Source organism: Bradyrhizobium sp. USDA3010 (assembly GCF_056429065.1).
On sequence record NZ_JBWJZD010000023.1, the window covers coordinates 128,424 to 145,026 of the forward strand.

At 60.1% G+C, this 16,603-nt stretch carries 10 protein-coding genes and 3 pseudogenes; 5 read left to right on the plus strand and 8 right to left on the minus strand.

Features of this window, described 5'->3' with window-relative positions:
• Positions 1–62: 62 nt before the first annotated feature.
• On the minus strand, positions 63–419 hold the full coding sequence (locus AC066Y_RS29250; RefSeq protein WP_456657192.1) for a PRC-barrel domain-containing protein: 357 nt from the start codon (positions 417–419) through the stop codon (positions 63–65).
• 1,721 nt (positions 420–2,140) lie between these two features.
• On the opposite strand from AC066Y_RS29250, the gene AC066Y_RS29255 reads away from it, so the two are divergent.
• Positions 2,141–3,634 carry an ATPase domain-containing protein gene (locus AC066Y_RS29255; RefSeq protein WP_478276888.1) on the plus strand — a complete coding sequence of 498 codons (1,494 nt, stop codon included), beginning with the start codon at positions 2,141–2,143 and terminating at the stop codon, positions 3,632–3,634.
• Between the two features lie 2 nt (positions 3,635–3,636).
• A complete protein-coding gene (locus tag AC066Y_RS29260) occupies positions 3,637–5,667 on the plus strand; it encodes an ATP-binding protein (protein WP_478276889.1) in 2,031 nt (676 codons plus the stop codon).
• Positions 5,668–6,009: 342 nt separating this feature from the next.
• Here the strand turns inward: AC066Y_RS29260 and AC066Y_RS29265 are convergent, their stop codons facing one another.
• Positions 6,010–8,388, minus strand: a complete 2,379-nt coding sequence (locus AC066Y_RS29265; protein ID WP_478276903.1) for a hybrid sensor histidine kinase/response regulator — start codon at positions 8,386–8,388, stop codon at positions 6,010–6,012.
• Between the two features lie 957 nt (positions 8,389–9,345).
• On the opposite strand from AC066Y_RS29265, the gene AC066Y_RS29270 reads away from it, so the two are divergent.
• Positions 9,346–9,741: a hypothetical protein gene (locus tag AC066Y_RS29270; RefSeq protein WP_478276905.1), complete on the plus strand. Its 396-nt coding sequence runs from the start codon at positions 9,346–9,348 to the stop codon at positions 9,739–9,741.
• A gap of 53 nt (positions 9,742–9,794) precedes the next feature.
• Here AC066Y_RS29270 and AC066Y_RS29275 read toward each other — a convergent pair.
• Positions 9,795–10,066 (minus strand): annotated as a pseudogene (locus AC066Y_RS29275) (NAD(P)-dependent oxidoreductase); the annotation flags it as partial.
• Positions 10,067–10,437: 371 nt separating this feature from the next.
• A pseudogene (locus AC066Y_RS29280) lies at positions 10,438–10,566 on the minus strand (response regulator); the annotation flags it as partial.
• Between the two features lie 455 nt (positions 10,567–11,021).
• Between AC066Y_RS29280 and AC066Y_RS29285 the strand changes: the two are divergent.
• The gene (locus AC066Y_RS29285) at positions 11,022–11,297 is read left to right on the plus strand and encodes a hypothetical protein (protein ID WP_478276890.1); all 276 of its coding nucleotides are present in this window, start codon (positions 11,022–11,024) and stop codon (positions 11,295–11,297) included.
• Positions 11,298–13,063: 1,766 nt separating this feature from the next.
• On the opposite strand, the gene AC066Y_RS29290 is transcribed toward AC066Y_RS29285, so the two are convergent.
• From AC066Y_RS29290 to AC066Y_RS29305, 4 genes and pseudogenes are all read right to left on the minus strand, one after another.
• A complete protein-coding gene (locus AC066Y_RS29290) occupies positions 13,064–13,681 on the minus strand; it encodes a hypothetical protein (protein ID WP_478276891.1) in 618 nt (205 codons plus the stop codon).
• A gap of 94 nt (positions 13,682–13,775) precedes the next feature.
• Positions 13,776–14,297 (minus strand): annotated as a pseudogene (locus tag AC066Y_RS29295) (IS110 family RNA-guided transposase); the annotation flags it as partial.
• Between the two features lie 704 nt (positions 14,298–15,001).
• On the minus strand, positions 15,002–15,799 hold the full coding sequence (locus tag AC066Y_RS29300; protein ID WP_478276892.1) for a bestrophin-like domain: 798 nt from the start codon (positions 15,797–15,799) through the stop codon (positions 15,002–15,004).
• 152 nt (positions 15,800–15,951) lie between these two features.
• Positions 15,952–16,182, minus strand: a complete 231-nt coding sequence (locus tag AC066Y_RS29305; protein ID WP_478276893.1) for a DUF6894 family protein — start codon at positions 16,180–16,182, stop codon at positions 15,952–15,954.
• Between the two features lie 126 nt (positions 16,183–16,308).
• Here AC066Y_RS29305 and AC066Y_RS29310 point away from each other — a divergent pair.
• Positions 16,309–16,603, plus strand: a 295-nt coding sequence (locus AC066Y_RS29310) for a cyclic nucleotide-binding domain-containing protein (RefSeq protein ID WP_478276894.1), incomplete at its 3' end; no start/stop codon positions are given.

Sequence of the window (16,603 nt, forward strand, 5' to 3'; positions counted from 1 at the left end):
AATCCTACGCAGAAGCCCGGCGCGTGCATCGCCGGGCCTTTAGGAGTGCAGATCGTCTGGCCTCACCAATAGGGCGAGGCTCGATAGTAGTCGTAGACGCGCCGGTCGTTCTCGCGATTCCAGCTCCAGTCATTGTCGCTGGTGTAGCGTGGCGCTTTTTCCAATTGGTCCTTGGTCACGTTGGTCCGGTACCCGCCAAGATTGGTATCATAGGTTAAGCTTGACCACGGCGTCGGATAGTGATCATCGCCGATGCCCAGGAACCCGCCATAGCCCAAGACGGCATAAGCGACCTTGCCCGACACCTTGTCGATCATGACGCGCTCGATGCTACCAATCTTCTGCTTGTCGGCTCCATAGACGGCGGTGCCTTCCACCTTGTCGCTCCCGATAAGATTTCCAGTTTCGCGTTCTGCCATCACTCTCTCCCGGGGTTGGACGGTTAGAATGTCAAACGCGGGCCTAATGAGCTCGTTCCTAGTGCTGAGAACGTGTCGCGGGAGATTATGATGGCCAGGTCCAACACCTCGGGTGCTATCGCATATTGCGGGCGCCAGGCTCGAGGGCGATGCGTTGTGGCCTCGGCGGCCCTTCGCGCCATGGTGGACCGTCAATCGCCTCATGGCGGCCGGCGCGCCCCAGACCATGAACGATGAGGAACACGCCGTCGCCATTGTAATGATCGACACGGGTGCGCGGCCGAGCGAGATCATCAACCTACGCCGCCGACATATCGTCATGGACGCCACTCCCGCATATCCGCGTGCGGCTGGACGATCGCGTCCTGAAAACAGCGTTTTGCCACCGCGACGTCCCAATGATTGGAATCTTGGTTTCCCGCACCACCGCAACAAGGGCGGCATCCTGTCGGCCGCAGTCAATGCATATCTCCGACCATGGTTTGCGCGAGTCGGTCACGGGCTTGGCTTAAGCGGAAGTACATTCAGCTGGTCGCTCTAGCGCCTGGAATGCGGGTACTCGCTGCGCTGCAGCTGGTGGCGACGGGTTAGGAGTTCGTACTCACACAGATCCGGATGTTTGCCTTCGGGAGGGAAAGCGGAATCTGGAACTTTTTACTCCCCCGTGCTTCATCCGTTTCTAGGGCAACAACGTCAGCTCTGGAAAGAGGAGCCATGAAGCGACGACGCCGGGTCAAGCAGATTGTTTCCCTTGAAGAACGCCTTGCCAAAGAAGCCGAAGAGCTCCGCCAACGGGCTAGGAAGCTTCCTGCGTGTGGAGAGCGAGAGGCCTTGCTTGCGAAGGCACAACATGACGAGACCGCCGCCAATTTGACCGTGTGGCTCCTGTCACCCGGTCGACGGGCGCCCTTCTAGCCCCAGCGCGGAGACGACCTCGCGCCCGATGCCGTTCGATGTGGGGCGCGTCGCGCTCCGAGAGATTGCGCTCGCAATCGCGATGTCGAACTTACTTGGATGGACCGTGATCGTCATAGGATCGTGCTCGAACCAAGCCGGCTCTATTCATCGGACCTGTCAGCCGCAGTTCATTCCGCGTCCGCATGGCGCAGGTCGATACCCGATCCCCAGCGAAGTACGGCCAGTTCCGTCACCATACTTGCTTGCCATACCGCTCACTCCCGCCGTTGGTGGTAATGGCGCGCTCTCGGCCATTTGCCGCACAGATGGTCAAAGACCGGCATGGATGGGAGCCTGGAAAATCTCGGCCCACTTTCGTCCCGGACGCGAAAGCAGTTGCCGGGGCGTGCGAAAGGCGATTTATCAGGACGATGCGATAAGCAACGAACCTAGCGTGCTCTTTTGTCTCACCGATGTCTGACCCTGTCGCTTACGTGAACGCGCCGGCGACCGAAGTAAAACCATGTTGCGTTCGTTCAACAGGCGTTCTGCCCTGCGTTCCTAGGCCTCGCGCGAATCTAACGACGATTACCTTGCCGGCGAACGCCGGGCTATTTCCAACGATGATTCCCCGACTTCCGTTCCTTCGTCTCGCGACGGCGCCCTTGAATAGACCCCGCGAAGCTCGCTCACCGTTCATCTCTATCCGGGGCAAGCGGATCGTCGCGGTCATTATGTTCAATAGTGACCACAGCATATGAGCGGTGTGCCATCAGAGGGAACCGGCTGCGCGTGGAATGATTACTCTTGAGAGAGGAACCTCCGTGACAAGTTTTATCCGCGACACCACTCGCATACCCACCGGAATTAGCGGCCTCGACGACATTCTCGGCGGCGGCCTCACAAAGCACCGTGTCTATTTAGTCGAAGGCACACCCGGTACCGGCAAAACGACGCTTTCGTTGCAGTTCCTGCTTGAAGGCATGCGAGCCGGCGAGACGGGGCTCTACATCACCCTTTCGGAAACCGCAGAAGAGCTCAGCGCGGTTGCCGCGACCCACGGCTGGTCGCTGAAGGGCTTGTCCCTGTTCGAACTCGTCAACCAGGACGACCTCGATCCAGACAGAGAACAGACCATACTTCATCCATCAGAAGTCGAGTTGGGGGAAACGACCCGTGAAGTCATGAACCGGGTCGACAAGCTCCGCCCTTCCCGCGTCGTGTTTGACAGCTTGTCTGAAATGAGGCTCCTGGCGCAGAACCCGCTCCGGTATCGACGCCAAATCCTGGCCTTGAAGCAATTCTTCGCAAGTCGCGATTGTACCGTCCTCATGTTGGACGATCGCACCTCGGATCCGAACGATCTTCAACTACACAGCATCGCCCACGGGGTGATTTCGCTCGAACAGGCCGCCCGGGAATTTGGCGCGGAGCGGCGCAGGTTGCGGGTGGTCAAGATGCGAGGCATCAAGTTTCGCGGCGGCTATCACGACTTCATTCTGAACCGCGGCGGTCTTTCGGTATTCCCTCGCCTTGTCGCGGCCGAGCATGGCACGGAATTTTCGTCCGAGGCGGCATCGACCGGAAACGACAGGCTCGACCAGTTGCTCGGCGGAGGCCTGATGCCCGGCACCAATACCCTGCTGAGCGGTCCATCCGGCGTAGGAAAGACGACCACAGCGATCTTCTGCATCCGCGCGGCGCTGGATCGCGGGGAAAAGGCGACCTACTTCCTGTTTGACGAAGGCATCAAGACGCTGCTGATCCGCAGCAAAGCCCTCGGAATGGATCTGGCTCGCTATATCGACCGCGGTGTTCTCGATATCCAGCAGATAGATCCCGCCGAGCTCTCTCCCGGGGAATTCACCAGCCGCGCGAGGGTCGCGGTGGAAAACAACGGGTCGTCCTTCGTCTGCATCGATAGCCTCAATGCCTATCTGCAAGCGATGCCGGGCGAGCAGTTCCTGCTCCTGCAAATGCACGAAATGCTCAACTATTTCAATCAATCCGGTGTCACCACCATGTTGATCCTCGGACAGCATGGCCTGGTGGGCGACATGCGGTCCGATATCGACCTGAGTTATCTGAGCGATACGATCCTGCTGTTTCGCTTCTTCGAGGCCAAGGCGGAGGTCCGCACTGCCATCTCGGTCGTCAAAAGCCGAACGAGTTCGCATGAACGCTCCATACGAGAGTTCACTCTTGGCCCGGGCGGCCTCGTAGTCGGCGAGGCGTTGCGTGACTTCGAAGGCGTGCTGTCGGGCCTGCCCTCCTACAGAGGCGAGACGCCCCTGCTCCCATCGGCGACGAAGGGATAGTCGTGGATCATTCCTTGCGCGAAACACTGTTGCTCCTGGCTCCGCGAGGTCGGGATGCGGAGGTGATCCGTCAGGCGCTCGAAAGAAACGCCGTGAGGTCGCGGATCTGCGACAGCTTGCCGGCGCTGCAAACCCAAGTCATGAGCGAGACCTGCGGAGGCATCATCTTGACTGAAGAGTCCTTGGCCGGCTCTGGACTGGAGGGGCTGCTTGACGGCTTGACGCGCCAGCCTCCCTGGTCGGACTTGCCGATTGTCGCCCTCGCCACCAAACAGGCCGGCCATCGTTCGAAGAGCTCATCTGACCTGCTGCAGCGGCTCGGGAACGTCGTGTTGCTCGAGCGGCCGATCCACGCGGAGACGCTCGCCAGTGCCGCCCAATCCGCATTGCGGGGACGGAGGCGGCAATACCAGGTTGAAACGCTCCTCGAGCAGCAACAGCGTTCGGCGATGGAGTTGAGAGCCCTCAACGAGACGCTCGAAGAGCGGGTCGAGCAGCGCGCCCGCGAGTTGAACGAGGCGCGGGAAACCTTGGCGTTCGCTCTGGACTCCGCCGGCATGGGGTCGTGGGATTTCGATCTGGTTCAGGGATCGGCGCGGCGAAGTGCCAGACACGACCGTATCTTCGGATACGAAACACCGCTGCCGTCATGGAGCACGCGCGATTTCATCGCTCACGTTGTCGATGAAGATCGGCAGGCGGTCGAGACGGCACTCGCGAAGGCCATGCAGGGCGGCATCTTCGACGCCGAATGCCGCATCAATCGTCGAGACGGCAAGATCCGGTGGATCGCCGCCAAGGGTCGCGTCGTCTACGGCGCCGACGATCGGCCGGTTCGGATGGCCGGGATCCTGATGGACATCACCGAGCGAAAGCAAACCGAAGCCGCGCTGCATCAAGCCCAGCGGATGGAGGCCATCGGTCAGCTCACCGGAGGTGTCGCTCACGACTTCAACAATCTCCTGACGGTTATCGTCGGCGGGCTCGACATGATCATCCGTCGTCCGGAACAGCCTCAACGCGTGGCCCATCTGGCGCAAGCAGCCATGAGCGCGGCCCGTCGCGGCGAACAATTGACGCAGCAGTTGCTGGCCTATTCCCGTAGACAAATGCTGCGGCCCGAAACATTGAACCCGAACCGGCTTCTGCTCGATTTCAAGGGGCTGGCCGACCGCGCGGTCGGAGACTCGATCACGCTCGAATTCCACCTGGACCCCGGCGTCCATCCGATCCACGTGGACGCCGCGCAACTGGAGTCCGCGATGCTTAATCTGGTCGTCAATGCACGAGACGCGATGCCGCAAGGGGGCGTCATCGCGATCACCAGCAAGAACGTTCACTGCGGATCACAGGCGGTGGCGGGAAAAGGCGTCGACCCCGGTGCATATGTGCAGATCGGCGTCACCGACCAGGGTACGGGAATGGACCAAGACACGCTCGACCGCGTTTTCGAGCCGTTTTTCACGACCAAGGAAGTCGGCAAAGGTTCGGGCCTCGGACTTGCGCAGGTCTACGGGTTCATTCGCAGCGCCGGCGGTTTCGTCGCGATCGACACCGAGAAAGGGCGCGGCACAACCGTAAGGCTTCTTCTGCCACGATCCAGCGAGCGGATTTCCCATGACCATGCCTCCTCGACAGGTCAGTTGCCCCTGAGGCCGGCGGCAACCGGCGAAACGGTCCTGCTGGTCGAAGACGACGAACAAGTGCTTGCGATGGCCGTCGAGAGCCTCGAAGAACTCCATTACAGAGTGATCGTGGCGCGCGACGCGCGTGAGGCACTCGCGCATCTGCGTGGGCCCGGGCGCATCGACATCATGTTTTCGGACGTGGTGATGCCAGGAGGCATGAATGGCGCTCAGTTGGCGAACCAAGCGAGGACTTTGCGACCGGAGCTCAAGGTCTTGTTGACGTCGGGATATGTCGGCGAAGCCGAAGATGCCGAAGTGCTCGACAAGGATATGCCGCTATTGACGAAACCCTACCGTAGGGACGAACTTGCCGAAAAGCTCCGGCTGGTGTTGGGATCGCGGTGAGCAGCCGCAACTGCTGCGGACTCCCGGACTGCACAAGACGGGACGCCAAGCTGACGTTCGAACATGTCGTCCAAAAATGCGGCGCGCCGCGAAGACGTCTTCATTCAGCCAGCCTCGGACGTCAAGATCGCCTCGAGATTTTAGTATGAGCTTTGATGCAACAAATATTCTGCTCCTCGAAAAAAAATAACACGCGCCAGGGGAAGATGCCCTATAGGCGCAGACTGCACGAATGTTCGCGTTTGTGCCCAGCTGAACGGCCCAATCCCGCAGGGCCAGCTGAGGAAGAATAAGGTTAGAGCAGGACGTGCCGGTGTCGAAACAATCGAGCGCCCACCAGCACTATCGAGGAGAGACACTCCTACCTTCCAGCACTGTTGCCAAAGCTCCGCGCAACGCGTCAGGGGAGTAGGGCTTCACGAGCAGTGCCGCGCCCAATTGCGCGGCTTCGGATCTGAGGCCACCGTCACCCGTCGCGAGAACCAGGCGGAGATTGGCCCGAAGCGCGCGGGCGTCCCTCGCGAGTTGCAGGCCAGAGATCCCCGGCAGGCCAACATCCGTGAGAAGGATGTCTACGAGACACTCATTCAGTATCTTGTGAGCCTCCTGGGCCGTGCTGGCCTCTCTCACATTGCATCCGAGATCCCCTAGCATCTCTGTCGTCATGGAGCGGATGAAATGGTCGTCTTCGACGAGCAATACCATCGCGCCCTTGAGAACGTCATTGTTCTTCGACTGATGTGACCCTTGAGGCATGATGCGCCTTTGGGCATGATTGGCCAACACATGCCTGATCTTTCGTGCGAGTGCCTCGCGCGTGTAGGGCTTCGGCAGGAGCTCTACCCCCGGATCGAGCCGTCCGCCGTGAACAATGGCGTTCTGTGTGTAGCCGGACGTGAAGAGGACGGCGACGCTAGGTAACCGATCCTTGGCTTTCCGCGCCAACTCGGGACTGCGCATCGCGCCAGGCATCATCACGTCGGTGAAGATCAGATCAATTGGCATGCCGCTGTCGACGATGGCGAGCGCGGCCGCCGCATCCTTCGCTCTGACCACGCGGTAACCAAGCTCCGTGAGCATGGACTCGGCGACCTCGCGTACCTCGTCGTCGTCCTCAACCACGAGGATAGTTTCCTGCCCACCTTTTACTTCACCGGGGGGAGCAACGACCAGAGTGTCCTCGCTCGCCACCTCTCGAGGGAAGTACAACTTCACCGTGGTTCCGGCACCAACCTCACTATAGATTTTGACGTGCCCACCCGATTGCTTGAGGAACCCATAGACCATGGCAAGCCCGAGGCCCGTTCCCTTGTCCTCGGCCTTGGTCGTGAAGAACGGCTCAAAGACCCGGTCCAGCAACTCGGGCGGCATGCCGGTCCCGGTGTCCGTCACCGCGATCATCACGTATTGGCCGGGCGCGACCTCGTCGTGCTTGCGGGCATATTCGTCATCGAAAAAGGCGTTGCTTGCCTCGAGGGTCAGCCGGCCTTCGCCATTCATGGCGTCGCGGGCGTTAATCGCGAGGTTGAGGATGGCGTTTTCAAGTTGATCCGGATCGATCAGACTGTTCCACAGTCCGCCGGCAACCATCGTCTCGATCTCTATCTCTCCACCGAGCGCGCGGCGCAGTAGTTCGTCCATGCCCTTAATCAGACGGCCGACGTTCACCACCCTCGGCTCCAGGGGCTGGCGCCTTGCAAACGCAAGCAGCTGCGAAGCAAGCTTTGACCCGCGCGCGACGCTTGCGAGCGCGTTCTGAACCCGCATCTCGGCCCGGGGATTGCCGGCGATATCTTTACTGAGCAATTGCAGATTTCCGCTGATCACCTGCAGCAGATTGTTGAAGTCATGAGCTACGCCACCGGTGAGCTGCCCGATCGCCTCCAGTTTCTGAGAACGGATCATCGTCGCTTGCGCGTTCTGAAGGGCGGCCTCGGCCTCGCGACGTTCAGTAATATCCCGCGTCACCTTGGCGAAGCCGATGAGCTTGCCGTCTTCATCCCGGATCGCGTCGATCACGACGTGCGCCCAGAACGCCGTACCGTCCTTGCGTAGCCTTTGGCCTTCGTGCTCCCAACGTCCCTCCCGAATTGCAGTTTCCAGCCCGGTGCGCGGAAGGCCCGCAATGCGATCCGCTTCCGTGTAAAAGTTGGAAAAGTGACGACCAATGATCTCCTCGGGGGCATAACCTTTGATGCGCTGGGCGCCAGCATTCCAGCTCGCCACGTGACCGTTCACATCGAGCATGAAGATGGCGTAGTCCGTCACGCCCTGCACCAGCAGCCGGAACTGCTCCTCGCTTTCTCGTAATTTAGCCTCAGCCGCCCTTCGCTCGGTCAAGTCCCGGGTGATCTTGGCGAAACCGACGAGTTCGCCTTCGGGTGAGCGGATCGCGTCGATTACGACATGGGCCCAGAACTGACTACCGTCCTTACGCACTCGCCAGCCCTCGCGCTCGAAGCGGCCGCTGCGGGCCGCCTCTTCCAGCGCCAAGCCGGGCACGTTCTGCGCCCGCTCTGCGTCCGTGTAGAAAGTAGAGAAATGGTGTCCGATGATCTCTTCAGCTTCGTAGCCCTTGAAGCGCTTGGCGCCTGGGTTCCAGCTGGTTACATGCCCCTCGCGATCCAGCATGTAAATCGCATAGTCGGTGATCGCCTCAATTAGAAGTCGGTAGCGGCCTTCGTTCGTCTGTACCGCCGCGAAGCGATCTAGGCTTTCCATTAAGATCCTTTCCAGAGCAGCCATTCCCGGTCAGGACCTTGAAGGGAAGCTCGCTTTAGGGGCAATGTTGATTGCCCAGCGCCCTTTATGCGAGCGGGCACAACCCTAGCCATTTAATAACCCCAAAGATCGCCCTCCGTTCCTGAAAGATCGGCCCACAGGATCCTGAACGCCAAGGAAGACTTGCCAGAGCCCGAACAACGAAAGAGCGATCAGGATCTCACTTCGAAGAGGGTTCACGTGGCCAAGGTGCCGGTGCTGCCCGACTACTACCACTACTACTTGGACCACGTCGTCGTTATGCTCGAGTTCGCGCAGCGAAGTCTCATCCAACTTCATTAGGAACGTCCAGTGCCTGTCGAGGGATGTCCGATGCCTCCTATGCGGATGGTCAATCGTCGCGCCGGCATCTTGAACAGGTGCTCGTCACACACCGGAGAGTAGACGTCGAAGGCGCGGCGTCAGATTCTGCCGCGGCCGGTCATGTTCGCGCGCTTGACGAGGCGGTTGTTCGCTCCCTCACTCCGACTGAATCCGTCGCCTCGTTGATGCCCGTCCTCGGGACTTTCGTTAGTCGAAGCAGCCCTGCACACCGGTGCCGCGACGCGGAACTCGGTCGCATCAAGCGCGAAGACTACAACGATGATGGCGGCACGTCATCCGTCCGGCCAAGTAAGGGAAGCAACCGGCACGTCGTGCTGGCGGAGGAAGCAATTGCTTCCGGCCCTGGATAGCGAACATTGCCTTTGGCGATCGGATCTTTTTGAGGAATGATAGTAAACTGTGGGGTACAGCGGCCGTGCAAATGCGCGAATGAAGCACTGCGCTCATTTCGCGCCGAGCCGTCGAGCCATGGCCGCAGGGGTTCAGCCGCTCGCTGCCCACGGAAAGACCCGATGTTCCTTCTCCGGAACGTAAACTTGTTGCTGCGGTTAACCTTCCATGGAGGCCTCTCGCATGAGCCTGAGACGGATTATAGAAAGTCTTGGACCCTATCCATCGTTGCTCCTTTTGGGGGTGCCGGCCGCCACAGTCGAGCTGCTGAAGGTCGCCGCCGTGGCCGTCGCTGGCAAGGGTCACTGGATCACCGGTACGGCGATGATCATCGCTTGCTACGCGTTCAGTCTTCTGGTGATCGAGCGGCTCTTCGTCATCGTAAAGCCGAAGCTGCTGACGATTCCCTGGTTCGCCAAGCTCTGGGAAGCGTTCGTTTTCGCCCGAACGCGCGCATGGCGGATCGTCAAAACTTCGATCGGCCATCGCAGTGATCGAAAACCGATCGCATCATCCTCATGGAAGCGCGAAGCTCCCCCCGCTAAAGCGGTCCTCGAGCCCAGGTCTGCCCGGAGATAAACTGCGGGTCCACACCACCAAAACGGCTGGAGCCAATGCTGACTGCGCTGACAATCGATAAGCGCTGCGACCGACTTGCCATCGTCGCTCTCGTCGAGATCGGCGATCAGGATGTCGGCACCTTCGCGGGCGAGGCAATGGCCACCGCCCTACCGGTGCCGCTATCCCCGCCGGTAATATTGGCCAGCTTTCCATTCAGGCGGCCGGAGCCTTGGTAGGTGGTCTCGCCGTGATCAGGACGCGGATCTATCTTATTGGTCGAGCGCGGCATCGGTTGGCGCTGGAGCGGATAAAGCGGTTTCGGACGATAGGGCACGATTTTCATCGGCTCGCTTCGGACTGGCATAAGCGAGCTCTCCATTCGAAGTCCCGAGTCGAAAACCGACCGGCAGCTCAGTCGGCTCCCATTGCGAGCGACGCGCCGGGCTTCAGGAGCAAAAACGTCTGGGTGGGTAGCGACATCAACGCAAGTGTAAGTCTCTCGCGCAAGAAAGCCGCGTCAAAGCGACGTACACGCTAATGCTAGTTCGGGCGCGCCCCTTGTGGCCCGCGGCCACCTGCACACCGTAGCCATCGTGCTTTAGGGCAGCGCCTCGCACCGCCATAGCCACGCGCGAACATTGCCGTTTTTCCCGATCTTAGGAACGAACTGATTTGTCCCACATCCATCGTTCGAAGCAAACGCGGAGTGGCTACCTGCGCGCCCATCTCCACGGCGCGCACCACGAATGCGGGATCGTCATTCATGCTGAACATAATGATGCGGGCGTCCGGATCGTCCTTGCGGATCCTGCGCAGCAGCTCGAACCCGGAAAGATCGGGAAGCTGCGAACACCGGGCTGCATTGCAATTGAAGGCCCGCCCCTACTACGGCGCACACGAGTCCTCGCTCGTTATCCATGACGCCTATCGCGGTCCGAAGAGCGACAATATCGATCGTGACAATGACCACTATCGATGCGCCGGCCTCGATGCCAAGAGCATTGAGCTCTGGCACCATACCCAGGACGCGGCTAAAGGACGCTTCGGACGCTCTGAGGAAGAGTGATGGCTGAGATCGAGGTCTACACCGCCCGCTATGAGCGCGAGCACGGCCCGAAGCCGGGCCCGGGCTTCCACCATGAAGCCGCCCTCGCCATGGTGGCCTGAGAGCGATAGGTCCGCTGCCAAGTCCACTTAAGCTGCACCACGATGAAACAACTAAGACCCTTGATCTGGGAGACGCATATCGAAAGAATGCAACCCTACCGGCGGGGGCGCGCCAACGCGGGGCTTCAAGAATGATCGAGGAGCGAGGTAGAACGGCGGCGGTCGAGTACAGCTCCGCTTTCGTCAACTTGGTGGATGGCTACATCACTCAAGGCAACCTGACTGCGCTTCAGAGCCTTCGGTCGATCTACACCGCGGCCGCGCGCAGGCCACTGGTCTCCAACCGGCAAGACATTCTGGACCTGATGTCGATCTTCAAAACTCGCCTCGATCTCCTGGACGAGGCTATCACCACGGTCAGCCTCAACGCGCTCAAACGACATCTCACTCAAGAACGGCCATTGTGAAGTTAGCTGGTGACGCTTCTGGCCGTGCCCGGGGCAGCCGCGTATCCACTTGCAAGCTATTGAATCCTGAATGATGCTGACTGTGCCAATCCGATGCGGGACTGGCGCTTGGCCCCTGCATCTCGGCCTCCGCAGGCCCCCCCAAGGTTGCCGGGGCCATTCCTACTTCTCGGTACCTGCGGGCCAATGTGCCGAACGGGTGTCCGTTTACAGCAATCGCTTCGAGCGAAAGGCGAGAGAATAAAATGACGATCAGCATGCTTAACAAAATGCTTTTCACCCTCAGTTGCGGACACGAAGTGGTGATTGGTCGGCTGTAGCCAAGGCTTGGAAATGCGAGGAGTGCGGCCGATCGATGGACTTGGGTTTAGAACCGAGGACGAGTGCCTTGGCAAAGGATCTTGGAAACAGCTCGTCAAGTAGATCTGCAAGCCGTCGAGCGCCGCCAGCCCATTACCCGCTTGGACTGAATGAAATCTGTTAGCAACCGTCCCTACTCCGACCCCGAGAAAGCCGCCCGCAGGATCATGGAGCACGCGCGGGCGTTTGAACCGATCCAGGATGGCAGGATGCGATGGAGCAGCCAAGATGCGAGATGCGTCTGCTGCAAGGACACTGGCTGGGTCTGCGAAACCCACCAGGACCAGCCCAGGACCAGCCCACATGCCTGCACCTGCGGCGGCGCCGGCGCGCCCTGCCCGGCCAGCAATAGTCCCGACGATCGGCGCGTCGCACCCCGCATGCCGCCAGTTTTTTACTCGACACGAGAACGACCCCGGCAGGGGCGCAGGCCGGGGTCGCCATTATGGCTCCCGGGCGCGGTTGGGGGGACCTGATTACCGGGAGCATCCAAACTACGCAGGACATCGTCACTCGTTCCTGCGCGGTCGTCAAAATTAGGACACTTGTCAAACATAGGTAACCCGGGATGCCCGAGGACGGCTCGCGTTTTCTCGAATACATTGAATAGCGATCGCAGGCAGGGTTCTGATCGGGCGGTCGCGAAGAGGCCCTGACGCGCTAGCCCCCGTCGGGGCCTTTTGCTGTTGCGGGCTGCGAAAGCACGAACGCCGCCCGCTTAAAATACATGCGAGCGGCGTTTGCTCTAGCCCCAGGACGGAATGCAAAATCCTGACGGGCATAAGTACGCGCAGAGCGGACAAAGGTTTAATCGTCTGAAGGGGTAATCCGGATGGATGTGCGGCCCGGCGGCTTCGGGAACAATTGGCAATTCCAGAAGTTAATTCGCCACTTCGTTATGGAAGCGGACACTTTCACGGCCTCAGCGCTCCCGGGCGCTGGGGCCGTCGTTTTTTTTTTGCGCTTGAGTAATCCTCGCGATGAAGAAAATAGAAACTCGGGCAAAGGTACTGACGTTTGCTCGCGCTTGGGAAATTTCAGGGCCCAGGTTTTGAATGAACGCCGCCGGGCGCGTATTTCTGAGACCGGCGGCGTCTTTTTTAGGACAGACGCTTCAATTTGATGGGCAGCTCGGCCGTCGACTGCGGCGACCAGTCGCGTGTTCATGGAGCGCGAATTCGCAGACGGACGTTCCGAAGTGCATCGGCGAGTTCACGTAGGAGCACACGAAGCCCGCTCACTTCCTTCGCCATCGGACCGGTCGACGGCCGATTGCTCAACAGATCTCCTTGAGAAGGATGCTCCATCACGCTGTGACGCGGATGGGTCCTTGGAGCGACACCGGGAGATATCTCGCCTCGCAGCATCTTTCCCAACCCCCGTCGGTCCCAGACCCGGCGGGGGTATTAAAGCAACCTGTGCCGCCTCGCACATGGCATCCGCCGAGCTAAAGCCGGCGTTGTAGAGATGCGCGCCGCCGGCGATCGCAGCGCCGCCCGCGACGACGGCCAGGCCGCCGGCGAACAGCGCGCCAGCAGCAAAGGGCGAGAGGCTGACGCCGGCGACGCCGGCCAGGCGCATGACGATTGCGACGATCCAGCACATGCGTGTTTCCCCGCGCGATAGTCAGCCAGGCGGCGCCGCTCGAGCTGGTCGGCGACGAACCAGACCGGGACGCCGACGCTGGCGACGACGACCAGGGCGGCGACCCCAATCGCGATCGCCTGGATCGCGCCAGGCGTGAGGCCGAGAACGCCGACCGCGTCCCTTGCGGCTGAGACCTGCGTCGTGCGGTCCGTGAGCCAGGCGAGCACGCCGGCGCCGCCGAGGCCGGTCGAGCTGCCGAAGATCTTGCCGGCCCAGCCCTTCGCGCCGATCAGCTGGTCGTCGATCGCGGACGTCAGCGGCAGGCCGCGCGCGTTGCGGCAGGCCAGGATCATTCCGTCCGTCCGCCCCTGCGGCGATGGCTCGCCGTCGACCTGGCCGACGTCGTAATAGCCGAGCTCGCGCAGCCGCCCCTGCACATACGCGATCGCGTTAGGATCGACCGGCGCTGGCGTCGTCGCCAGCTTGGCATGCTCATGGGGATGCGACGTTCATGGCGTGGGCCGCTTCGGGAAGCGAGCTGGCCATCTCGTCTTCCTCGATAAGGTCGGCAAGCATCGCCACATGCGACGGGCCTTTGGGCGCGATCCAACCATATTCCGTGAGGTGTCCTCGAATCGCGTTGATGAGCTGGGTTCGCTGCCGCACTAACAGGTCGCGGGTCCGAAACACCAGGCCGCCGCCTGTTGCTGTTCGCTCTTCACGGCCACGAACCGCATGCTCGGCCGCTGCGCCGCTTCGCAGATCGCCTCGGTATCGATCACATCGTTCTTCTGCCGCTTCGCGAACGGTTTTACATAGGCGGGCGGGATCAGCCGCACTTCATGGCCAAGCTGGGTAAGCTGACGGGCCCAGTGGTGAGCTCCACCACATGCCTCCAGCGCTACGGTGCACCTCGGCTGGGCTGCGAAGAAATCCAGCAGTTTTCCTCGGCTGATTTTTTTTGCTGAATACCGCGCCACCCCGCCCATCCGCGCCGTGCGCGTGAAAAACGTGCTTGGCGATATCCAGACCAATTGTGATAACCTCTGACACGGACGCCTCCCTTAAGTGGTGCTCAACACCTCCACTTTGGCACATCGATGCCTTCGGCGGGGCGTCCACCCCATCATAAACGCGTAAACGTCGGCTCTTGGGGGTTTAGCAGAAGCCTCTTTTAGAGCATTGCCAGTTCTGTGACCCGCAACATTGCCAAATGGTCAACGGCTGCGCAGATGGCGATGCTGACCCACAAGCCGTGAGACCCAATACGAATTGGGCCGCTCTTGCTATATTTGCCAGTATGCCCATGAGACCGAAACCTTTTTGAATAGAATGCCAATAGGTCAAAGGCGCTGCCTCTTCCACGCCCTCAGGTAGTGCAAATGTCGCTGGCCAACCACTGAACGTGGGCCTATTTTCGTTGGCTCAGAGGGCGGGTATGAGCGATTTCACGCATCAAAGCCGCCGGAGGGCGGACGTGTCAGTGACATTCGCTGTCGCGCGGATGCGATGGCAAAGGGCGTTTATTGATTTGAGGTCTCGCTGGGACCGGGGCGGAGACACTGACTTCACCTACAGAGCTGGCTTGTTCTCTGCGGTATTGCTTGCTGATCTGGCGTTTGTGATCGCACTGTTTTCGAATTAATCGGCGCCGGCCCGAAGGCCGAAGCGGCGCCGCATGACCACGCCGGGCCCGTTACAAAGCCGAGAGACATCGCGCGCTGGGCTGATGGCCTTTGCTTCTTGCCAGAAAGTCGTCATCGCATCTGTTCGTAAGCGTCGGCGAGGAAATGATCGAAAGCCTCGATCCGAATGAGGCCGAGGCGTGGATATTCTAAATCGGTCACCGTGTAGAGCGCGACGGTCAGGGTTCCTGCAAAGAGGACCATGTGTATCCAGCTGCGCCCTGCGCTCGCGGCCATACCGAATCCGGCGAGCAGTGAGCACCCCAGACCAAGGCCAAACAGCAAAAAGTAGATGATCTGCGGCGGATGTTTTTCGGCGGCACCTGCACGCAGACGTGCAACCTCGAAGAGGCTATTCAGCGCTGGGAGCGACAAGGCGCATGCAGGACGGTAGTTCGGTTGCGGGCAAGCCGCCACCGCCCCGTCCCATAACTGGTTCTTGAGTTCAAGCAGCTTCTTTTCTTGCTGGTCCGAGAAATCTTCCGCCCGCTGGACCAGCAAGAAATCATGCGCCATTTGATAGAGATCGACCCGGGCGCGGACGTATTCTTTGAGGCTGCTCTGGAGCCCGCGCGCCTCGTCTCCGCCGAAAAGGCTTAGTCGGTCATATGCCGTGGTGGCCGCAGTCGCTTCCTGAATGACCAACTGTCGGCGATCATCGAAGCGTTGCAGCGCACCAGAAATCGTGAATGCCAGCAGTAGACCCAGCAAGCCGAATATCGCGCCCTCAACGGTCGCTAACCCTCCGATGCCCTCGCCGCCGCTCCGCTTGCGATGCCGCAAGCCGAGGTGCTGACCCAAACGTAGCGCTATGAGCGAGCCGACAAAAAATACGGCGGCAATGGCTACGGCAAATAATATGAAGATCATTTTTGATCTCCATTGGAGAACGGCGCTTCACGCCCGCCAAAGTGTCGCGGCGCGCCGCTCCTGATTCTGTGCCAATCTCGGACCTCGTGCAACGTCTGCTTCCGCGCCGATGTTGAGGGCTAAACGGACATCGGGCTTTATGAGTGCACGCCCTAGTACCTTTCAGCCAACAAGCGGAGAACGCCAATTAGATTTCCCGCCTCGTCGGTTACTTCCATTCGCCATTCTTGACCTGGCTTCAACGTACCATCCAGGTCTGCAAGAACTTTACCGGCAGTGATCGTCGCTTCTCTCCAGGCGGCGTCTTTGTCGGGAAGATCCTCGCCAATTTCGTCGGGGAAATTCCGCTCCCCGTGACGGATGTGAAAATAATACCGCGGCATTCCAGACGACTTACCGGCTGTTCTGCTGTTCTATGCAGATATTTTTCTACTTTTGCGCCCGGTGCAAGTATAGGATCGAGCTGGAACCGGACAGCTTTCATCTCGAAGGCACGAAAGGAACTTCGGATGCCGATCGAGATGATGATCCGCAAGTTGCGGCAACACTCTGAGCTAACCGATGAAGATGTTGAAGCCCTCCGGTCCATCATCGCGCCGGTGAAGAACTTGCCGGAAGATGCGCCGATCGTTCGCGAGGGAGACGTTAGCACCCAATGCTGCGTGATCCTGAGCGGTTTTGCCTATCGCTCCAAAGTGTCTGAGGACGGTCAGCGGCAGATCTTATCGTTTCACATCGCAGGTGACATACCCGATCTTCAGGGCTTGGCGCTGAAGCGGATGGACCACGACTTGACGACGCTCT